Consider the following 21,985-nt stretch of genomic DNA (forward strand, 5'->3'; position numbering starts at 1 on the left):
CGCGCTCGCCCATCGCGACGGCGTGCGGCATCCGGCGCAATCGCGCCCCCGCAGCTCGTCTGTTTGGATGGCACGCAGCGCCGACTTTGTTGCCATCATGGCCGTCATTCATCGCGCGCCGCATGCCACACCGAACGGCGCCGCGCACACTCGCGCGCCCCGCCACGGAGCCCCCATGAACGACCGCGTCCTCGGCCCCATCGACCAGCTCGGCTATGTCGCCGCCGACCTCGACCGCAGCATCGCGCGCTGGCGCGCCCGCCACGATGCGGGTCCGTGGACCGTGTTCCGCAACGTGCGCCTCGACGGCCGCTACCTTGGTGAAGCAGTGACGGTCACGATGGATGTCGCGCTCGCGTATCGCGGCGATCTGCAGATCGAACTGATCCACGTGACGAACGACGCGCCGTCGCCGTACCGCGACGCGCACGGGCAACCGCTCGCAGGCCTGCATCACGTCGCCTGGGTAGTCGACGACCTCGATGCCGCCGTGATGCGGCTCACCGAACGCGGCCTGCGCGTCGTGTTCGAAGCGCGCAACCCGGCCACGCGCGTCGCCTACCTCGACGATGCCGACGACCCCGGCGTGCGCGTCGAAGTGATCGAAGGCGCCGGCATGCGCGCCATGATCGCGCACGGCATCGCCGAAGCACGCGCATGGGACGGCACCGATCCGGTTCGCATCATCGATGCGTCGGGCACCGCATGAGCGGGCCCGAACGCGTCCCTCTTCACTCACAGGAGCAAACACGATGAAACGACTCGAAGGCAAAGTGGCGTTGATCACGGGCGGCGCCCGCGGCCAGGGCGAAGCGGAGGCGCGCCGGTTCGTCGCCGAAGGCGCACGCGTGGTGATCGCCGACGTGCTCGACGACGCCGGCCGGCGCGTCGCGGCCGAACTCGGCGACGCCGCGCGCTACCAGCATCTCGACGTGACGAATGAAGACGACTGGCACACCGCCGTCCATGCGACGCTCGCGCATTTCGGCCGGCTGGACATCCTCGTGAACAACGCGGCGATCCTGAAGCTCGTGCCGATCGAGACGTGTTCGCTCGACGACTATCGCAAGGTGATCGACGTGAATCAGGTCGGCTGCTGGCTCGGCATGAAATCGGCGCTGGCCGCGCTGAAGGATGCGGGCGGCGGCTCGATCGTCAACGTGTCGTCGACGGCCGGGATGGAAGGCGTGGCCGGCGGCAGCGCGTATGTGTCGAGCAAGTTCGCGGTGCGCGGGATGACCAAGGCCGCCGCGCTCGAGTTCGGCCGCTACGGGATTCGCGTGAATTCGGTCCATCCGGGCGGCATCGACACCGTGATGGCACGGCCGCCGGAGTATGCTGATTTCGATCCTTCGTCGATCTATAGCGGGCTGCCGATCGCACGTATCGGCAAACCCGACGAAGTTGCGAGCCTCGTGCTGTTCCTCGCATCCGACGAATCCGCGTATTGCACGGGTTCGGAATTCATCGTCGACGGCGGAATGCTCGCGGGCAGCACATTCCACTGATCCGCACCGCAATCGACACGCGCCCGCCTGCCCGGCGGTCGCTTTCGTTGGCAGCCGGACAACGTGGCAGTCGCGGCCGACTCGCTACACGCACAAAAAACCACGCCTCCGTAAACGACCATGCCGCCGACGGTTCTCCCGCGCGACGGCACTGCGGCTTCCGAAGCGAAGCGACGCACGATGCGGCACTCAGTAGCCCTTAGGCTGGATCGCCGGGGCACCGACACCGCGCACCGCCTGCTTGCCGCCGCGCACGAGGAAGCGCCCGTGCGGGCCGTACACGCCTTCCGCTTCCGGATACACCGCCAGCAGCACGAAATACAGCAGCCCACCGACCGCGAGCGACACCGGCACGCTGAGATCGAGCCCGCCGGCGAGATTGCCGAGCGGCCCGACGAACTGACCCGGCAGGTTCACGAACGCCAGCCCGACGAACGCAGCCGGCAGCCACGCCCCCATGGCGCGCAGGTTCCAGCCGTGCGTGAACCAGTAGTGGCCGCCGCGCAGCCCGCGGTTGAACACCTGCAGGTCGTCCGCGAGATAGAAGCCGCGGCGCGTCACGTAGCCGATCACCATGATCGCCATCCACGGGCAGCTGAACGTGTCGATCAGCGTCGAGAACGTCGCGACGCTTTCGACGAGGTTGAACCAGAAACGGCCGACGAAGATGAATGCGATCGCGATCGTGCCGATCAGCAGCGTCGCACGCACGCGATTCAGGAGGCGCGGAAACATGCTCGACACGTCGAGGCCCGTGCCGTACAGCGCGGTCGTGCCGGTCGACATCCCGCCGATGATTGCGATCAGGCACATCGGCAGCAGGAACCAGCGCGGCGAAACGGCGAGGAGCCCGCCGACGTAGTCGTTCGACGCGATGAACGCGGGCGCCTTCGACGCGATGATCGTCGCGGTCGCGAGACCGAAGAAGAACGGCACGAAGGTTGCGATCTGCGCGGCGAACACGGCGCCCATCACGCGCCGCTTCGGCGTCTGCTGCGGAATGTAGCGCGCCCAGTCGCCGAGCGTCGACGCGAACGACACGGGGTTGCTCAACGCGACCAGCACCGCGCCGACGAACGCGGCCCAGAAGCCTGCACTGCCCTGGCTCAGCGTGCCCGCGTAGTTCATGTCGAACATCCCCGCGAACGCGAACAGGCCGGCAACGAACAGCAGGCTCGCGGCCCACACGGCGATCTTGTTGACCCACAGCATGAAGCGAAAGCCGTAGATGCAGACGATCAGCACGAGCACCGCGAACACCATGTACGCGGCGCCGAGCGTGAAGCCGTTCACCGGCACGCCGACCATGTTGTGCGCACCGCCGACGAGTGCGTCACCGGAGCTCCACACCGCGAGAGAGAAGAACGCGATCGACGTGAGCAGCGCGAGAAACGAACCGACGATCCGGCCGTGAATACCGAAATGCGCGCCGGACGACACGGGGTCGCTCGTACCGTTGCGCGGGCCGAACAGGCTCATCGGCGCGAGGATGCAGGTGCCGGCGAGCACGCCGAGCACGATCGCGCACATGCCCGCCTTGAACGACAGCCCGACCAGCACCGGAAAGCTGCCGAGCACCGACGTGGAAAACGTATTGCAGCCGCCGAACAGCAAGCGGAACAGATCGATCGGACGCGCATAGCGCGATATGTCGGGAATGCGCTCGAAACCGAACGATTCGACTTGCGTAATCCTGCCTTCAGCCATTTGTCTCCAGCTCCTCTAGTGCGTCGGTATGGCCCGCGACTGCGGCCATACGACACATCGTCATCGATTCGCGGCCACTCTAAACCGGATCGGGCGGCGCAAATATCACGCATTCGAGACGTTTACGACGATGGAGAACAATGTTTTGCGGCGAGGAACCGGCCGGATGCCGCGCCGCGCCTTCGGCGCGGACGATGCGACTCAGGTCGCGACGGCGATGCGCGGCTCGCGCGCCAGCGCGACGGTGAACCCTTCGACACACGGTACGCGAACCGGGACGGGTGCCGTCGGCGTAACCGCACGCATGGCGCGCGCGGCACTCAGTCGCCGAGGAGGTTGAGCGCGACCGTGAGCACGGCCTGCTTGAATTCGTGCTGCCGCATGGGCAGCGGCGTGAACTCCCGCATCATGTGGCTGTACGACACGGTCGTGCCAATCGCGCTCGCGACCATGAAGAACAGCACGTCGGGGTCCGCCGCGCGAATCTCGCCGGCCTCCACCGCTTCCGCCAGCAGCGGGAACATCACTTCGTGGTACGGGCGCACGAGCCGCTCCTGCAGCCGGTCAAGCCGCATGCCCTCCTCGGTCGCCGCCGTCGAGAAGAACATGCCCATGTCGGGCTCGTCGAACTCGTGATCGACGCACAGCTCGATCGCACGCCGCACGCGCTCGCGATGCGGCAATGACGCCGTGCGCAGCGCGCGCAACGCGTCGAACATCGGCTCGGCCAGATCGGCGATCTGCTCGACGACGGCCAGCCACAACGTTTCCTTCGTGCCGAAATGATGGGCAATCAGCGCCGCGTCGATGCCCAGCTCGCGCGCGACCTCGCGCACGCTCGTCGCATCGTAGCCGCGCTTCGCGAACGTGCGGCGCGCGGCCCGCAATATCACGTCCGGACCGACGGACGCCTCCGCCAGCGGCCGCCCGCGCGTACGCCGCTTCGATGGCGCGCACTCAGTGACTTCAGCCACGTTTTCCTGCTCCCGTTGAATGAATCGAATACCCGCGTTCGGGCCCCGGTTTTGCGTCGCCGCAACCGGGCCGCCTGCCCCGCTCCGTTGACACGCGAAGCCGGGAAGCGCTAGGATCATACATTATTCATCACGTGATGATTTATTCATGACAACCCCTACTCGCATCGTGATCGTCGGCGGCGGGATCGCCGGATTGCAGCTCGCGACCCGCTTCGGCGAGCAACTCGGCCGCGCCGGGCGCGCGCAGGTTACCGTCGTCGACCGCAGCCCGACCCATGTGTGGAAGCCGATGCTGCACACGATCGCGGCCGGCACGCGCGACGTGCAGCAACAGCAGGTGATCTTCCTCGCCCACGCGCGCGATCACGGCTACACGTACCAGCCCGGCGAACTGAAGGGGCTCGATCGTGCACGGCGCCGCGTGCAGCTCAGCGAAATCCGCTCGCAGGACGGCGAGCTCGTGATCGACGCGCGCGAACTCGAATACGACGTGCTGATCCTCGCGCTCGGCAGCCAGGCGAACGATTTCGGCGTGCCGGGCGTGCGCGAGCACTGCTACTTCATCGACAGCCAGCAGCAGGCCGAAACCTTCAACGAAGCGCTGCGGATGCGCGTGTTCCGCAGCATCGCGCGCGACGAGCCGTTCCGCGTTGCGATCGTCGGTGCGGGGGCGACAGGCGTGGAACTGGCGGCGGAACTGAGCCGGCTGCTGGAAGTGGCGCAGGCGTATGGCGACGCGACGGTGCGCGAGCGGCTGCAGCTGACGCTGCTCGAAAGCGGCCCGCGCATTCTCGCCGCGTTTCCGCCGAGGATTTCCGCGTCGGCACAGCGGCGGCTCGAGCAGATCGGCTTTCATGTGCTGACGTCGACGCGCGTAACGGCGGCCGATGCGAACGGTTTCCACTATGGCGACGGTTCGTTCGCCGAAGCGGATCTGATGGTGTGGGCGGCCGGCGTGAAGGCACCCGATTTCATGCAGGCGCTGGGCGGACTCGCCACGAACCGCGCGAACCAGATCCTGGTCGGGCCCGCGCTGCAGGCCACGGCCGACGAGCACGTGTTCGCGATCGGCGATTGCGCGAGCCTTCAGCCCGACGGCCATGAACGGCCACTGCCGCCCACCGCGCAGGTGGCGACCCAGCAGGCCGAGTATCTCGCGAAGCACCTGCCGACATGGCTCGACGGCAAGCCGTTGCCTCCGTTCGCGTTCCACGATTTCGGCGCACTCGTATCGATCAGCGACTACGACGCGTTCGGCACGCTCGGGCAATTCGGATTCTTCCGCGGCGGCTTCATCCAGGGGCGGTTCGCGCAGTTCAGCCACCTGATGCTGTACCGGCGGCACCAGCAGGCGCTGCACGGGTTCTCCAAGGCGACGCTGCTGTGGATCGCCGAACGGATCAACGGCTGCGTGCAGCCGCGCATCCGCCTGTCGTGATACCGCGCATCGCAACATTGCGTAACATTTCGAGGAAAGCAGAAATGAGGAACAGTGCAGTAGCCTGGCTCAGGACCGTCGCCGCGATCGGCAGCTTCGACATGCCGTCCGTCTCATGGGCCGCACCGCGACGGCGCAGCATCACGCGCGATCGCTTGCCGTCGTGGGACGCGACGAGCCAGCCGACGATCAGCGTGCTCGAGCGGCCCACGGCCGACACCGTGATGATTTCGTGGTGCGACGCGTGCACGGGCCACTACGGCTACCAGAAGTGGCGGCTGTTCACGACGCGCAAGCGCGGCGTCTGCGCGCTGTCGGGGCGGCCGATCGCGCCCGGCGACAGCGTCTATGCGCCGCAACTGCTCGGCTCGACGCCGGGCAACGCCGCCGCGATGGTGCTGGCGGCATCCATCGACGAGGCGTGTGCCGCTTAAACGGACGTCGCCCGACCGGCGCCATACGCCGGCTCGCGGTTCTGCCGTTCCAGTTCCGCGTCGAGATGCGCGGCATGCGCCTTCGCTTCGGACTCCGACATCAGCTCGCCTTCCCACTTCGCGACCACCGCGCTCGCGATCGAGTTGCCGACCGCGTTGGTTGCCGAGCGCCCCATGTCGAGGAACGTGTCGACGCCGAGAATCAGCAGTAGCCCCGCTTCCGGGATGTCGAACTGGTGCAGCGTGGCGGCGATCACGACGAGCGATGCGCGCGGCACGCCGGCCATTCCCTTCGACGTCAGCATCAGGATCAGCAGCATCGTGATCTGCGTGCCGAGCGACAGGTGGATGTTGTACGCCTGCGCGATAAACAGCGATGCGAACGTGCAGTACATCATCGAGCCGTCGAGGTTGAACGAATAACCCATCGGCATCACGAAGCTCGAGATCTTGCGGCGCACGCCGAACCGGTCGAGCGCATCGAGGATTTTCGGGTACGCGGCTTCGGAGCTTGCCGTCGCGAACGACAGCATGAACGCTTCCTTGATCAGCACGAGCAGCTTGAACACGCGACGGCCGAGGAACAGCAGGCCGGCGATCACGAGCGTGCTCCACAGCAGGAACAGGCTCACGTAGAAGTCGCCCATGAACACCGCGAACTTCAGCAGGATCGACAGCCCGTTGATCGCGACGGTCGACGCCATCGCCGCCAGCACCGCGAGCGGTGCGAGCTTCATCACGTAGCCGGTGATCTTCAGCATCACGTGCGACAGCTGGTCGATCGCGGCCACGAGGATCTTGCCGCGCTCGCCGAGCGCCGCCAGCGCCACGCCGAAGAACATCGAGAACACGACGATCTGCAGGATCTCGTTGTTCGCCATCGCCTCCGCGAACGACTTCGGCACCATGTGGCCGACGAAATCCTTCAGCGTGAACTTGGAGGTCGCGAGGTTCGCCGAGGCGCCGATGTCCGGCAGCGGCAAGCCGAGGTTCTCGCCGGGCCGCAGCAGGTTCGCCATGAACAGCCCGAGCAGCAGCGAGATCAACGACGCGGTGATGAACCAGCCGAGCGCCTTCACGAACACGCGCCCCACCGACGACGCGTCGCCCATGTGCGCGATGCCGACGACGAGCGTCGAGAACACCAGCGGCCCGATCACCATCTTGATCAGCCGCAGGAACACGTCGGACACGAGGGAGATGTAGCCGGCAATTTCCGTCGCGGACTGCTTGTCGGGAAACTGCGTGTAGATCAGGTAGCCGATCAGGATGCCGGCCGCCATTGCGAGCAGGATCCAGACTGCCGCGGACATTCGTTTGTTCATAACGGAACTCGACGCACGGTGCAGGAATGGAAGAAGGAATGGCGCGCGCCGGTGCCGTGCCACGGTACGCGCTGCGAGCCGATCGTGCCCGGCATTCCGGGCAACCGCCACGCTCGATACTGCGGAAGTCCGCGAACGGACGCGCTGTCGCTGCCCCGGCGTTCGCGCGATGGCGAACGCGGGGACGGCCGTTCAGCGTGATGCGATCAAATCAGAGCCGATCGGGTCAGTAACCGATCGCCGAACCGGCCGGACGGCGCGGATCGTTGACACCGTAGATGTAGCCGACGCGCACATTGCCGGACACCGACGAGTCGTTGCCGGAACTCTGGCGGCTCGCCGCCTCGGTGCCGGGCAGGCCGACCATGATCAATTCGGCGGCACCCCACGGCGTCTGCTCGACCATCTTGTAGCCCATCTTGCCCAGGATCGCGAGGGTATCGGGCGACAGGCCGCGGGTTTCGTAATAGACCTCGTCGGGCAGCCACTGATGATGGACGCGCGGCGCGTCGACCGCATCCTGCGGCGTCATCCCGTAGTCGATCACGTTCAGCACGGTCTGCAGCGTGATCGTGATGATGCGCGAGCCGCCGGGCGAGCCGACCACCATGAACACCTTGCCGTCCTTCTTCACGATCGTCGGCGCCATCGACGACAGCGGACGCTTGCCCGGCGCGATCGAGTTGCGCGTGCCCTGCACGAGGCCGAACAGGTTCTGCGCGCCGACCTTGACCGTGAAGTCGTCCATCTCGTCGTTCAGGAAGAAGCCCGTGCCCGGCGCGATCACCACGGCGCCGAAGCGGCCGTTGACGGTGTACGTGGTCGACACCGCGTTGCCGTCGTGGTCGATGATCGAATAGTGGGTCGTCTCCGGCTTCTCGTGCACGCCGACACCCGGCTGCACGTCGACCGATGCCGTCGCCGTGTCGCCGCTGATCTGCTTGCGGATCTCGGCCGCATACTGCTTGCTCGTCAGCTTGGCGACCGGATTGTCGATGAAGTTCGGGTCGCCGAGCAGCGTGTTGCGATCCTCGTATGCGTGGCGCATCGCCTCGGTCATGTAGTGGACCACCGAAGCCGACTGGTAGCCCATCTTGCGCAGGTCATAGCCTTCGAGGACATTCAGCGTCTCGCACATCGTCACGCCGCCAGAACTCGGCGGCGGCGCCGACACGAACTCGTAGCCGCGATACGTACAGGTCAACGGCGCGATGTCCTGCGCACGATACGACGCGAAATCGGCCGCCGTGATCAGCCCGCCGCCACGCTTCGCGGCCGCTTCGACGATCTTCGGGATCTCGCCATGGTAGAACGCCTCGGGGCCCTGCTGCGCGATGCGCTCGAGCGTGCGCGCCAGGTCCTTCTGCACCAGGCGGTCGCCCGGCTGCAGCGGCGTGCCGTCCGGGCGCAGGAAGATGCGCGCGGCTTCCGGATCCTTCTTGAAACGGTCGATCGTCGTGTCGAGGATGTCCGTATCGGCGCGCGTCAGCACGAAGCCGTCGCGCGCGAGCCGGATCGCCGGCGCCATCACCTGCTTGCGCGTCAGCTTGCCGTATCTGCGCTGCGCGAGGTCAAGACCCGCGACCGTGCCCGGCACGCCAACCGCGCGATAGCCGTACAGGCTGTCGTCCGGAATGACGTTGCCCTTCGCATCGAGATACATGTTCGCCGAAGCCGCGGCCGGTGCCGTCTCGCGGAAGTTGATGAAGCGGTCGCGGCCGTCGGCCAGGTGCACGGTCATGAAGCCGCCGCCGCCGATGTTGCCGCAGCACGGATTGGTCACGGCCTGCGCGTAGCCGACCGCCACGGCGGCGTCCACCGCGTTGCCGCCTTCCTTCAGGATATCCACGCCGATCTGCGACGCGAAATGCTGCGAGGAAACGACCATGCCGTTCTTCGCTTCCACCGCGGGTTCCGAAGCGGCGAGCGCGCATGCGCTCATGGCCGACAACAGGGTGAGTACTACGAGCCGCCTCATGACGGAATCCTCCAGACGAATAACCGGGCCATGCCGGGATGCGCGAGCCGCCCAACGGGCCGGCCAACGTTGATGATCCGGCATGTAATGAACAATACATTCCGGCAAGGCCGCGATCATAGCACCGGCATTTTTATCCAAAAACCTAGGGTAATTACTAGAATTTCCCGCCAAACCGCGCACTCGGCAGTCATTCGCGATGTTTGTTTTATTACACATATGAATGATCGGGGTCCGAGACGATGCGTCCCTCTAATCTGTGGCCGCATACGGCCTGCGGGCCGTCGATCGGCTAACATGCATGGAGTCGCCGGCAGACGTACGTCTGCCGTTTGTCATTCAGATACGAGCAAGCCGGAGTGCCCGATGGGGACAAGCATCAGGGCGTTGCTGCTATCCCAGATGGATAGCTTCACGCCGTCGGAACAGAAGGTCGCGCATGCGCTGCTGGATCGCTACCCGAGCCTCGGGCTCGGGCCGATCGCGAGCTTCGCGAAGCAAGCCGAAGTCAGCGACCCGACCGTGTTTCGCTTCGTCGTGCGAATCGGCTTTCCGAACTACTCGTCGTTCCAGCAGGCGTTGCACGACGAGATCGACACCGCGATGAATTCGCCGCTCGCGCGGATGGATGCGTTCCACTCGGAATCGGGGATGCGCGATAACCATGCGGCGATTTTCCAGCGGCTTTCGCAATCGCTCGCTACCACGATCGAAGGACTTGACGCGACGGCGTTCGACGAAGCCGTGACGCTGCTGGCCGCGCCTGATATCCGCGTGTTCTGCGGCGGCGGGCGTTATACCGCGCCGCTCGCGTCGCTGTTTTCCTTCACGCTCGCTTATGCGCGCCCGCATGTGCAGTACGTCGAGCCGAACGTGAATCTCGCGTCGGTGTCGTTGACGGACATGGGGCCCGGCGACGTGCTGGTGATTTTCGACTTTCGCCGCTATCAGAAGGACAGCGTCCGGTTCGCGCAGGCCGCGCACCAGCTGGGCGTGCGCGTGCTGCTGATCACCGACGAATGGCGCTCGCCGATCAGCGCGTTCGCCGAGATCGTGCTGCGGATCCAGGGACGCCCGTTCGCGATGCTGCAGACCAACGTCCCCGCGCTCGCGCTCGCCGAAGCGCTGGTGATCGGCGTGACGAACCGGCTTCCCGAACTGGCGCGGCAGCGGATGGAAAAGATCGAGCGGCTCAGTACGGGCGGGATCGAGTGGGATACGAATCAGCGGGATTTGCCGGAGTGACGCCTCATCGCTATTCAGGCACGGGCTTCAGCGCTCGACGCAGTGGAGTTTGCAACTTTCATCCAAAACTACTCAATGAGGTACGCCAACAATCGTCGTCATACCTCGTTCATGGCACCAGCTCCATCCGGTTGCCCGTCACGATCAACTTGACGGGATCCGTCTTTTTCCACTGCGACTTCGGAATCGTCAGTTGCCACTCGGCACCGCCCTGATCGCGAAAGAACCCGGCAACGCCCACGACTTGCACATCATCCGCCATTGGCGCAGACAGCTTCACCGTGGCATCAGGCGCAAGCGTGGTCTCCATACTGCCGAGCAGATCGACCCTCAGTAACGCGCTGTCGTCATCGAGCAATTGGACGTACGCTGCCTTGCCGAACATCTCCGCATCCTTCAATTGGTAGACGCGCATCACAACCGGTAGAGATTGTCCTTGCTCGTTCTCGTTGAGTGCGGCGCGGCCTTCTATGACGAGACTCATCTGCTTGACCTTCGTGACGAAAATTGCGCGCGTCATGTCGGCAGTCGTCTTCGTCACCGATTGCCACATACCGCAGCCAGACAACAACATTAGCGTCACCGCGGCGGTACTCGCCCATCGAATGCTTCGCATCATCCAACTTGTTCGCAGTGTCACAACCAGCCTCCCGTCTTGATCGTGCATGGATAGCGTCGGATCGGGCCGCCCACGCCCTCATACAAAACGAGCCGCACCGCAAAATGGAAACATGCGTAGCGGCCTACAAAGCGGCTGAGTACGTCGCCGAACAGGGCGATGTCACCCGGTCCGGCAAAACCAACCGGCTCGATACCCACGTTTACATTCACGATGCGATCGACACGCGCACCTGTCAGTTCCGTTTCCTCGTCGAGCCAAACGTAATGAATCGCCTCGATACGGCGCCGGTTATCGTCCTGTCGCGTCCAGTCGTACAACGATAGCGCGCCGCGCAGCACATTCGCGTCCATCATGTTCAGCTCGGTTGTGCCGGCCCCATTGAAGTGAGAAATCATCCGCCAGTCATAATCGCCACCACGCGGGGGGTACAGCGGCATCGTGGGCGCTGTCAGGTTGCGCATGCGTTCGACACCGTTACAGGTCGAAGCAGGCGCAGCAATCATCGATTCACGCAGCGCCATACGCGGCAAGCGTCCATTGTTTGCCAATACCCGAACCGTCACGTGCCCGTCCGGCAAGCTGCCGCGTTTATCCCATGCATGCCCGCCCAACGTCACGACCATCTCGCGCTGGCCCGTCACGCCCTGCCGAATCGACGAGTGGTAGTACCGATCCGGCAACTCATGCCGGGTCATCCCGCCGCGGTGCCGGAATTCCTTAATCGACTGATAGGCGTATTGCCTTGCAGTGCGCAGATCGGTCGCCACGACCGACAGTACGTCATAGGGTTCGACATACTCGCCAGCAGACGGCGGGGCAAGTACCGGATAGTCGTGGTGGTGTACATCGGGTCGGATTGCCTGCGCGTCCAGTTCGAACAGATTGATCACCGGTGTACAGAACAAACGGATGTTGTCTGCGTCGAACGTGGCGTCCCCCGGTATCCGATCTCGGATCACGATATCGAATTCAACACGCGTTTCGCCCGCGGGCACACTTACCACGTCGAAACCGCACAAGTCGACAAAGTGGAATTTCTCAGGGAACGAGAAATATTCGAGCATCGTCTGCTCACGGTCGAGATCGGCATCGCGTGTATCGAAATCGATCGGCCACAGTCGCGCTTGCGCGCCAAAGCCAGCCGCCTCGACAGTCATTGCCGGCCGTGGTTGTAGCTGGCCATCGAGTGCGCGCGGCATGCGCACGCCGATCGACTCGACCTGGCGCGTGAAAGCTGAATACAGCGCCGATGCAGTCGGCCGGTCGCCATGCAGGTATAGCCGGATGCGCGACAGATCGTCCAGCAACCGCTGTTCGCGGTGCAGCAGGTCGAACGCCAGCCGGATCACCGTGCGACCGTCCTCGCGTACGCGCGCCCCCGCCTCGCACACGCTGAGCGGCAGCAAGCGTATCGCTTGAGTGGTTCGATAAACACATATCGTCCCGCCCGGTCCGACCGGTGTTGAACGTACCTGCAATCCCGGCTGCAGCGTATCGAGAATCCTCGCCTCGCCCGTGCGCGGCATACACTCGAGGATTGCCAGCGACGGAATCGTGCGACCTGCATGTGGCCACAGGTGATCGAGCAGTGGATCGGTGATTTCCGGCAGCGCGTCGTCGAGCTTCATTCGCAGCCGGCTCGTGAGGAACGCGAAACCCTCGTAGGTCTGCTCGACACTGTCGTGGCGTGCTCCGGGCATCGTCATCCCCACACGGCGGGCGGCTTGCGGCTGGGACTTCGCAAATTCACGCCCCGCGTCGCGCAGGTAACGCATCTCCGCATCGAAGTAACGCAGGTACGGATCGTTCTCCGCGCCGAGACCGCCCCCTTCAGGCATCGTCGGTTTGCTTTTGTCTTCATTCATGGCTGGAGATCCGGTGGCAGTGGCGGCAGGAGCGGCATCGCCGATGCGACGCCCGCCTTGCCGACGACGAAAATACGATCAGGCATGCGGAACCCGCGTAGTTTCAACAAGTCGATCGGCCCGGCACCGACCTGCGTACGCAACACGTATGACAGCGGTTCGTCGTTCCCGGCATTCCATGTGAGCCGATAGCGCGTGCTATCAAGCTGCTCGATGTCAGCCTTGCTCAGCAGGCGCAGGAACGCCCAGTCGCCAGTCGAATCGAACGCCTGCCGCAGGCCCGCGTCGAGCGTTTGCCATGTCAGCCCCGCATGCCCGTTCAGGCCATTGCCGGGCCATGCCAGCGGCGTCCAGCGCTCCTGCTGATTGAAATAGACGATCTGCTTGCCGTCGACCGACAGTTCCGAGCGCGTCACCTTCGGCGTCGGTAGTGCCATGATTTCGAATTTCCCCCCCACGTCGCCCTGCACGTAGAACTGCGCGCCAACCGTCGACAACTGCCGGACGGCGCTCAGGAACTTCGGGTCGAACTGCAACGCCTGCGGTGCAAGCTCGCTTGGCGCCCAATGGTCGCCCTCGGGTTTCATCACACCGGCCAGCTGCGTCGTGACGAAACGCGAAATCAATCCTGTATCGGGCCGCACATAGCGTCCAAGTTCTGCGAAAGACGCATCGGCCTGCGTATCGAAGAACGGATAGCGACCGCTCATTGCCGCATTAAATGGCGCGGCAATACTGGCTCGCCATGCATCATTCAAACTCGCTGCGGCCGGTTGCAGGATTGTCTGCCATGCTGCCTCGAGCGGCTGCGCAAACACCGCATCGCCGAACCCCGCCCACGCCGTACCCAGGCTCGCGGCCGTGAGCGCCGCGTCATCGCGCGCCTGGGACAATTCCGACAACTTGCCTTGAAACACCGCCTGCGCGAGCGAGCGCGCCATTGCCTGGGCGTCAGGACTGCTCGCGATCTGTTGCAGCTTCAGCCGCATCATCGTGACCGCCGTCAGGTAACGCGACAGGCTCACGCCGTTCAGCGCAATGTTGGCCGGCGCGGTGCTCTTGCCATTTGCAGCGGGAGCTGACGCGCTCGTGTCCCCCGTCAGCACCAGCAGTGGACCAAACGGCCTGTCGAGCGGGTGGACGACGGTCGCCACCTGCTCGTCCGTCCCGATCAGGTTTTGCGCCTTTCTCACCAGCGTGTCAGCCAGCGCCTGCGACGGCCGCCCCGCCTGCGCCTGATATTGCACGGAGTTCATCAGCGCGACCAACGGCGAAGTCTGTGCATCCGCCAGTCGAGAAAGCTGTTCGACTGCGCCACTGAGATTGGACGTCGGCTGCCACTGCATGCTGTTGAGCATGCGCTGCCATGCAGCCGTGTACTCGCCAAAATAACGTGCCTTCAAGCGCTGCTTCAGTGCCTCGGCTGCGTGTTTCTCGTCAATGATTGCGTTGGTTTGGATCGTGCCACGCACGAGCGTGTTACCGATTGTTTGCTGCGGCTGCGCGCCGGTCAGCACCCAATCGCTGCTGAGGTGGCGCTCACTGGAAGCCTTGTCGATCGCGGCTGCGATCATGCCGTCCCACGCCGCGCGCGTATAAATCCCCGGTACGGTCTGCGATGTCATGAACATCCCGCGCGCATCGGCACCATTGAGGAGCGTTTCGAGTGATGCGTCGGCATATTTGTTTTTAACATCGTCGAGGATGCGTTGATACACGGTATCGTCAGCCGACGCGAGTCCCATCTGGGTGACCAGCATGTTCCGCGTCGCTGTCACGACGCGGTCGTCCGTCGCAATTCGCCATTCGGGATGCGCTTTCAGGTGATCGGCGTAAAACCCCGCGAGCCGTCGACCGGTATCGTCACGCTCGCCCAGCGGCATCTCCACCGGGCGCGACCAGAAGGTGACGAGCATGCGTTTCAAAAACATCGAATCGGCGCGCGATGGCTCGCCGAGCATCAGGTAGGTCTTGAGCGCATTGTAGGTCCTGCCACGCGTGTCCTGCGTTTGAAGGCTATCGGCACGCGCCTGGCCTGCGCTCTTCAGCAGTTCCCCGATCGTTTGCACGACCGGCGTCTGCAAGTTGCGAGTCGCAGCGATCCGGTACGGTTGCCAGAGACCGCCAAGGATTGCGTCATTGCGCGACAGGCCCGCCCGCAGGTGCCACGGTGCGCCATGCTGCTGCCGGTATTCGAGCTTTTCCATCAACTGTTGTAACGCCAGTTGCGCGCGCCATGCGGCGGCCGTCTGCGGCCGCGCCTCGACCGCTGCACTCGCCGCCACCTGCGCTTCGCGCATGAGTCGCTGGTTGCCGATGAACGACGCGGTCATCCATGCGCACCACGCCATCGTTGCAACGATCAAGCATATCGCCAGTGCGTTCGGCCAGTAGAGTCCCACGCGCCGGCCAATGCGTTGCCGGCCGGCGATGGCGCGCCATGCGGGCAGCAGTGCGGCGGGTTGCGGCGGGAACTCGATCGGGACGTTCGGAACAGTCGCGCTCCCGTTCGCGGCGATCGGCACCGGCGTCGCAGCCGCTGTCGCAAATACAGGTGCGAACATCACGCCCGCCAGCGGTGCGCGCAGCCAGGGTGAAGCAAGGAGCGCTTGCCAGCCGGTGACGATGTGTTCGTGCTGTTTCCCGATGTATTGCGAGATTTCGGCTAGATAGGTGACGCGCGTGGATGCTGTACAAAGCCGCACGCCCGCATCCGCCGTACCACGCTCGATCGCGGCGAGCTGATCGCGCAAGGACAGCGCCGGCTGCCCGCCCTGGTACGCCGGCCCTGGAAATGCACCGATCGCCTCGAACGTTTCAGGTCGGTCGCCTTGCGCGGGCACGGTATGCAGGAACGTGACAGGCGCGGCCCAACCGATGTCGGTCGCTAGCACCGCGAGTGCGCGCGGCAGTTCGGTATCGCACTCGTCCACGTGCGTGATCTGCACAACACAGTCGACCGGCCGCCTGCGCCGGAGCTTACGGATTTGTCGGCGCCATGCGTCCGCCTCGATGCCGTCCGGTGCCGCGTGCACAAGGATCACATTGCCGACAGGCATCGCGCCCTCGCGCTTCAGGCCCGGTGCGACCTGGTCGATCAATATGTCCGCACCGCTCACCATCAGCCACGGTGATCGGTATCGCCACCGCCGGCCCTGCGTCACACGCAGTTCCTCGACCATGCGTTGCAGACGGGCATCGCGTTTCAGCGGCTCCTGAGCCTTCGTCGCGTCATCGATATCCCCGCGAAACAGCTGTCCGGCAATGGCGTATGCGCCGATAAAAAACAAACAGAGATGTATGGCGACGAATACGATCAGGGCGATGATGATGGCGATCACGACTTGCATACGCGCCACACCGGGCGCGAGATCGAACAGGTCGCCGCGGCGCCACACGAAGCCAATCGCGAACGCTGCGACGATCAGCGCCGCGACAATTACGCCCCAGAGCGCGAGGCGTCCAGAGGACGCAGACTCTATGGCGGGAGCCGAGTCAAGCGGCCGCAAGGTCAGTTTCGGATCGGTCATGCTTAGCGTGTCCAGGCAACGAAGATTCCTTCCCTTGTGGACCGGGAAGCACGTGAATGACGGCGGACTGCACGCCATCGATGATCAGTTGCGACGCGTTCCCCGCACCACATTCGATAGCGGCTGCGACGGACAACCAGCCGCTGGCACTGCCAAAATCGCCCACGATGTAGGCGAGGTCGCACTGGGCGTCGCTGTTCGCAAGCGCATCCAGGTTCGCGATGCGCAGTCCCTGATTGCAACGCTTGACGGCACGCGTGACCCAGGCTCGCGTCACGGCATCGAAATCTGCCCTACCCCAGATCACGGCATTCGCGAAACCGTATTCGATCTCATCGGCGTTGCCCTCGACGGGTCGATGCAGGGTCGCCATCCCGTGTACACCTTCGGGTAGAGCGTAAAAGCCGGCGTCGAGCAGCATCGCGACGCATCCCTCCGTGCTGCCGGTCGGTGACCGCTCCTCGTGCCATGCCGTTGCGATCACGAGCAGCGGGCATGCCTCGCGGGCATCGAGCCACGCGTCCGCCAACAGCAATCCGTCCGAAGCGGGTATGGGCAGCACGGTGAGAGGCGGCAGACCAACCAATTGCAGCGCGTCGCACACCTCCTGCTCGCGCAATGCTTCTTCGCCGGGCTCGGCCAGAAGGCGTACTTTTGGCCAGTAGGCCGCTTCGTAGTGCGTGAGCGCGTGGAGACTCGCAGCAAGCGGTTCAAGCGCGTCGGCGATCCTGAGTGTGAGCTGGGTGACGGGTCGCTTTGGAGGCGCATCCGCTACGGCATCGCTCTCCTCGGTCGGGCCTGCCACGTCGGTTTCGTCGGATAGTTCCAACGGGTCAGCAAAGCGACAATGCTCAACGACACCCGCGCCCAAACGGGGCTGCTGCTGTCGCGGCAAACGAACCCGCGCATGGATTGCCTGTGCAAGCGTCTGGTCGTTCAAGGGCAAGCAATAGCCGACGCCCAGCACCCGAAGCGGCTGCTGCGCGACACGGATGCGCTCCGCCAGCCATCGATCGCGATGGAGGTTGCGGTGGTACGCGCGGTACCACATGGCCTCATAGCGAGCGCGCTCGATCGCGAACAGAAATCCGAAAAGCCCGTTCGGGATACCAACAACGCAGAACCAGAACCATGGGCCGCCCGCCCGCTCATCCTTTGGCGAAATCAGCAGAGTGGTCGCCGCTCCGAGCACCGCGCAGGCCAACCAGACGCAGAACCACCACGGCCAGAAGCGCGGGCGGCTCGGATAGGCGTTCGGGAGCCCCGCCTGAGAGAGGTCGACGGGCATTATTCGACGTGGACGTTCGGCAGCAACGAGATCAACCGACAGCCGCATGCGCAGCGATGGCCGTCCAGCGCGAATGGCTTGTTGTCGTGATCGGGAAACTTGTCGGCGCCTTCGTCGATGAAGGTCGGACCATGCAGAGTGCAAGTCGCCTCATCGCCCTTGCGGGCAAGCGGCATGCCCATGAATGTCGTCCATGGTGAGCCGCCGGTGACTTCGCCGCCGTGTTCGAGTTTGTCGCCTTGGCGGACGGGTGATTTTTTATTCATATTGTCGCTCAAATTAGGTTATCCATCATTTTTCAACTGACAATCTTGTGATAAATCTTTTCGGGATATTTTTATCACAATCCTTAACCAAGATAAATACATCATCCTTGCTGACGTATTTACCAAACACCTTCGGATTCCCTGATTGAGAAATATCCGACACTATTCTCTCTAGACGTATGAACTCGGCGTCCTCGATGGCCACAGAACTTATCACCAACAACTTGGCAACTAAATTTGACGGCAGGCCTGCAAAGTGAAATCCAAAAAACAATAACCCCTACTTATTTTTTAAAAAGTGCCACACAGGCATCATCCACCGTTACGACACGCCGGTTATTTTTTATGTCCCATACCCCAGGGTAGGATGTTGGTGAACAATCCACTTCCCTAGTTGGCGTTACATAGCGTCCATCAGGAGAAATTATCGATGCTCCTGCCTTGCCATCACTGCCAAATGCTCCCTTCCTCAGTTCACTGATTTTTCTACCAACAACATATGCACCCTTCACAGACACAAGATTTTTTGAAGTTCCGACACGAGCAACAGTAGCCAAATATAGAAATGGTCGCACACTAACAAAATCAAGTGCAACGTAAACCCCCTTCGATACATTTATATCCGATAGCACACCAACACCCGCCGGAATCGAAAGAACGCGAACCACCTCTCCAGCTCGACAATGATCCAACTGACGCTTACCAACGTAAGTTGTCTCGGAAAGCATGACCGCCGATTTGTCAAAACTCTCAATCGCGTAACGCGACTCCTTGTCAAGTGAGCATACTTTTGAATCACCGACCCTTAGTGACTTCCCAACCACATCATAACTCTCCGCACATACACTTCCCGCGACAAAGAGCAGTGCCACCGAAAATAGATCTCGCCGCAATTCATCAATCCTCACACCACCAACAAATGCCATTAAAAACTTTCATTCAATCCCCTCTCACACGAGAAATCAAAAGAATCGAAATGACGAGAACAGATACTTTAAAGCACGCCCCCTCTCCTTACCGACCCTCGACGTTCTGTCTCCGTAGTACAAACGAAAAACAGTCGAGCGAACACCGTTACCAGCAACAAAAACCCATTGTTGTTTTTGATAACCAATAATGGTTCCCGTCGGTTTAATTGCTGAGTAGCTTATGATATAGAGGTCACCCCCTGACAACTGAACATGCTCCTTTGAGACCACCCTAAATTGACCGTTTTGAGCCGCTCCGCCTGCCGACTCAACTTGCGCCAGACTATCCGCTACCGGAATCGCCTCGACAGTCAGGGCGAAATCTGTCAGAGCACGCCAGTCGTCGGGCGTGCGTGGCATAGGCCCAGTTCGTTTAAGCCGCAGTCTCCCCGTATATAGAAACGGTATGTAGCACTCATCTTTCCCTAACGTAATGGTATGCCCCACGTCGACATACTCAAGGCCATTGGGAATCGCAAACGACAAATGACAATCATCCCTCAATACCCTCTCCGGCTCCTTGCCACTCGCCGAACACACAAAGCCCACAAATCCACAAATACTCAATCCGAGCAAAATGATTCGCCTCATGACTCCTCACATTACGGGCTTGTAATCAGCATTCGGCACAACCTCATCATTGAGCTCGTACCAGGCGTTATTAAATCCTTGCTTTCGCCAATCAGCAGCCACGCCAGCCGGATTGATACACTTCGTAACCTGAAGTGTCGCGGCATCGCTCGCCCCTTGATCTGCCCAGTAATTGATGCTGAGCTTGCCAAATGGGACCATGTCGTCTTTACGTGTTATCGGATTTTTAACAAACCGCTGTCGTTGCTTCGACGCCCAGTACCAACCCGAAGCATCACATGTATTATAAGAGTCAGTTACAAGCAAGGAGCTTGTTGAATCCGTATCAAATACCGCACCTCGATATTTTCCATAGGATTTGTAATTATATCTCCCAGTAACCTGAATCAACCCACGCCCCTTAAATCGAATTCCGTCACCTCTCTCCGTGTTACCTAGATTATCGCCCTCCAGGCGACCAGGTTCATATTTATCGAAGTATGAAGGCTCACCACCTTCAAGCATGAATTCCAGGCGTCCTGTTTCCGGCGTCAACTGACCGAACAAATGTGCGAGGCGCAAACGGCTGGACGATATTCCATATTTCCTAGCAACGACATAAAAACTTGCATGTAAATTTGCGGGGCGCCGTTCCGTCGCATAACTAAGCCGTTTAATAATGACAGATTTTGAGAGCGGAGCGACTTCACGCCCTTTTTCTCTGATTGTGCTACGAACGCAGTGAGCAGTTTCGTCCTTGCTTAACCATCCGCATCTCCTGAAATGTCGGATAAACGTCAATGGATGGAAGAACCACAACTTCTGCCCCGCCGGAAGCCCCGTTTTGTCCCAAAACTGAACTTCCTTCAGGTACTTCATGAAATCGTTGTAGCCCTTCTCGTTACCGTGGTAGAAGCCTCCCTCATCGAGCAGCCTCGCATAGCGTCCCTCGTTGTTCGTGCTATCCCACTCACTCGGCGCGTGACAGACAAGGCCGCGCAACTGCCGCCGTACCGGGGCAGTCGACAGCACTCTGATCTTGTGAGCTTCCGGCGCCTCCCCCGTCACCGCTGGCACTTCGTGCGAAGCAGCATCGTTCAGCATTTTCTTCAGCGCATCCACATCGCACAGTCCGTCACTGCTGAACGGCGTATTGCCCTCACTGACTTTCTGCCAACCCACAGAAGACAGGAAGTCCGCGTCGGAGAACTTGTGGATGCTTGAATCATTGATATCGATGTAGCCAACCTTGTCTGCCGCCCAGTTGACCTGCATCCACGTCGCGCGCGCATTTGCCGCCAGAGTCTGGGACGGCGACAGGATGCGGCCAAAGCGCAGCAGCTCGTAGCCATCGCTTGGACAAGGCGGATAAAGCGCCGTCGCACGCTTGTACAGATCGTATTCGTAGTCCTTTTCCTCGACGGGTTGCGGCGTGAGCAGCGTGCGAGTGCCGTCTTGCGCCAGACTCCAGACATTGGTGTATTTCGAGCCGACGCTGAAGTAGGTCTCAACGAGCAACGGCAGGGAGTTTGAGCCCTCTTGACCGGGCTTGAATTCAATCCCATGCAACTTGTTGCGGGCATCGGCCTTCTCAGGCAAACGGCGAAACCTGCTGCCTGCCGGAATGACGAAATACGCATGCCCCCACCAGTCCGTTCCGGTTGGCGGGTTGGGCGTGCCGTTACCCAGCTGCGTACGCCCGAAATACGCGTCGAAATCCTTCGGCAACATGAAGATCTCGAAATGCAAATGCGGCATACCCTCATATTCGCCACGCCACCCCAACACATCCTTGCGCCGAACCTTCTTGCCCTCCCCGGAGACCGCCGGCGTCACCTCCCCCTTGTTCACCGAACCGGTCGGCATGCGCAGGAACTCGGGCATATCCTTGGCGTTCGCACTGTGCTGCTGATACTCGGCCAGCGGCAGCAGATGCATGTACAGCGAATAGAACGTCAGCGTGCGGCCTTCTCCAGTCTCGGTCGTATGCTTGAGCAACACAAATCCCGTATGGCTCACGCCGTCGTCAACCCCATGCTGACAAACGCGATAGGCAACGACCTCGCCGTCGGCAATCGCGTGCACCTTGCCCTTCGTATCGGGCTGAAGATGCACGCCGCAATGCCAGCGCCGATCAAACGCAATCGGATAGACGCCGTGGTCACATTCGAACTTTTCTACCGCATCCATCATCGGATCGGGGTTCGTCCCGGTCGGGACCGCGAGACCGGCTTTGGGCAGAAACGGCGGGCTGATAATCATGA

17 protein-coding genes are annotated in these 21,985 nt (G+C 62.2%); 5 read left to right on the top strand and 12 right to left on the bottom strand.

What is annotated here, in order from left to right:
• Positions 1-175 precede the first annotated feature (175 nt).
• A complete protein-coding gene (locus AC1Z3W_RS12175) occupies positions 176-709 on the top strand; it encodes a VOC family protein (RefSeq protein WP_483507664.1) in 534 nt (177 codons plus the stop codon).
• A gap of 43 nt (positions 710-752) precedes the next feature.
• Positions 753-1,508, top strand: coding sequence for a glucose 1-dehydrogenase (locus AC1Z3W_RS12180; RefSeq protein WP_057929389.1), 756 nt, complete (start codon positions 753-755; stop codon positions 1,506-1,508).
• Between the two features lie 189 nt (positions 1,509-1,697).
• Here AC1Z3W_RS12180 and AC1Z3W_RS12185 read toward each other — a convergent pair whose 3' ends face one another.
• Positions 1,698-3,215: a purine-cytosine permease family protein gene (locus AC1Z3W_RS12185; RefSeq protein WP_057929390.1), complete on the bottom strand. Its 1,518-nt coding sequence runs from the start codon at positions 3,213-3,215 to the stop codon at positions 1,698-1,700.
• Positions 3,216-3,535: 320 nt separating this feature from the next.
• The gene (locus AC1Z3W_RS12190; protein WP_057929391.1) at positions 3,536-4,189 is read right to left on the bottom strand and encodes a TetR/AcrR family transcriptional regulator; all 654 of its coding nucleotides are present in this window, start codon (positions 4,187-4,189) and stop codon (positions 3,536-3,538) included.
• 148 nt (positions 4,190-4,337) lie between these two features.
• On the opposite strand from AC1Z3W_RS12190, the gene AC1Z3W_RS12195 reads away from it, so the two are divergent.
• Together AC1Z3W_RS12195 and AC1Z3W_RS12200 are read left to right on the top strand one after the other, a co-directional pair.
• A complete protein-coding gene (locus tag AC1Z3W_RS12195; RefSeq protein ID WP_483507665.1) occupies positions 4,338-5,630 on the top strand; it encodes an NAD(P)/FAD-dependent oxidoreductase in 1,293 nt (430 codons plus the stop codon).
• 44 nt (positions 5,631-5,674) lie between these two features.
• The gene (locus tag AC1Z3W_RS12200) at positions 5,675-6,064 is read left to right on the top strand and encodes a DUF3331 domain-containing protein (RefSeq protein ID WP_057929393.1); all 390 of its coding nucleotides are present in this window, start codon (positions 5,675-5,677) and stop codon (positions 6,062-6,064) included.
• On the opposite strand, the gene AC1Z3W_RS12205 is transcribed toward AC1Z3W_RS12200, so the two are convergent.
• Both AC1Z3W_RS12205 and ggt read right to left on the bottom strand, forming a co-directional pair.
• Positions 6,061-7,389 (bottom strand): dicarboxylate/amino acid:cation symporter, encoded by a 1,329-nt coding sequence (locus AC1Z3W_RS12205; RefSeq protein WP_483507666.1) that lies wholly within the window; start codon positions 7,387-7,389, stop codon positions 6,061-6,063. The genes AC1Z3W_RS12200 and AC1Z3W_RS12205 overlap by 4 nt on opposite strands.
• A 226-nt stretch (positions 7,390-7,615) precedes the next feature.
• Complete coding sequence (gene ggt / locus AC1Z3W_RS12210) at positions 7,616-9,367, bottom strand: gamma-glutamyltransferase (RefSeq protein WP_057930210.1); 1,752 nt, start codon at positions 9,365-9,367, stop codon at positions 7,616-7,618.
• A gap of 366 nt (positions 9,368-9,733) precedes the next feature.
• On the opposite strand from ggt, the gene AC1Z3W_RS12215 reads away from it, so the two are divergent.
• Entirely contained in the window at positions 9,734-10,612 is an 879-nt protein-coding gene (locus AC1Z3W_RS12215; protein ID WP_057930211.1) for a MurR/RpiR family transcriptional regulator, read from the top strand.
• Positions 10,613-10,721: 109 nt separating this feature from the next.
• Here AC1Z3W_RS12215 and tssJ read toward each other — a convergent pair whose 3' ends face one another.
• The 8 genes from tssJ to AC1Z3W_RS12255 form a co-directional block, all read right to left on the bottom strand.
• Positions 10,722-11,279, bottom strand: a complete 558-nt coding sequence (gene tssJ, locus AC1Z3W_RS12220) for a type VI secretion system lipoprotein TssJ (protein ID WP_483507667.1) — start codon at positions 11,277-11,279, stop codon at positions 10,722-10,724.
• A complete protein-coding gene (gene tssF / locus AC1Z3W_RS12225; protein ID WP_483507668.1) occupies positions 11,249-13,099 on the bottom strand; it encodes a type VI secretion system baseplate subunit TssF in 1,851 nt (616 codons plus the stop codon). The genes tssJ and tssF overlap by 31 nt, the downstream gene beginning before the upstream one ends.
• Positions 13,096-16,629 carry an ImcF-related family protein gene (locus tag AC1Z3W_RS12230; RefSeq protein WP_483507669.1) on the bottom strand — a complete coding sequence of 1,178 codons (3,534 nt, stop codon included), beginning with the start codon at positions 16,627-16,629 and terminating at the stop codon, positions 13,096-13,098. Before AC1Z3W_RS12230 ends, tssF begins: the two co-directional genes overlap by 4 nt.
• A complete protein-coding gene (locus AC1Z3W_RS12235) occupies positions 16,595-17,917 on the bottom strand; it encodes a hypothetical protein (protein ID WP_124835815.1) in 1,323 nt (440 codons plus the stop codon). The genes AC1Z3W_RS12230 and AC1Z3W_RS12235 overlap by 35 nt, the downstream gene beginning before the upstream one ends.
• Entirely contained in the window at positions 17,917-18,195 is a 279-nt protein-coding gene (locus AC1Z3W_RS12240) for a PAAR domain-containing protein (RefSeq protein ID WP_409364332.1), read from the bottom strand. Before AC1Z3W_RS12240 ends, AC1Z3W_RS12235 begins: the two co-directional genes overlap by 1 nt.
• A 272-nt stretch (positions 18,196-18,467) precedes the next feature.
• Entirely contained in the window at positions 18,468-19,109 is a 642-nt protein-coding gene (locus AC1Z3W_RS12245) for a hypothetical protein (RefSeq protein WP_124835814.1), read from the bottom strand.
• 36 nt (positions 19,110-19,145) lie between these two features.
• A complete protein-coding gene (locus AC1Z3W_RS12250) occupies positions 19,146-19,511 on the bottom strand; it encodes a hypothetical protein (RefSeq protein WP_124835813.1) in 366 nt (121 codons plus the stop codon).
• 237 nt (positions 19,512-19,748) lie between these two features.
• Positions 19,749-21,983: a peptidase M23 gene (locus tag AC1Z3W_RS12255; protein WP_483507670.1), complete on the bottom strand. Its 2,235-nt coding sequence runs from the start codon at positions 21,981-21,983 to the stop codon at positions 19,749-19,751.
• Between the last annotated feature and the right edge of the window lie 2 nt (positions 21,984-21,985).

This window comes from Burkholderia sp. 10_S31 (assembly GCF_056930375.1).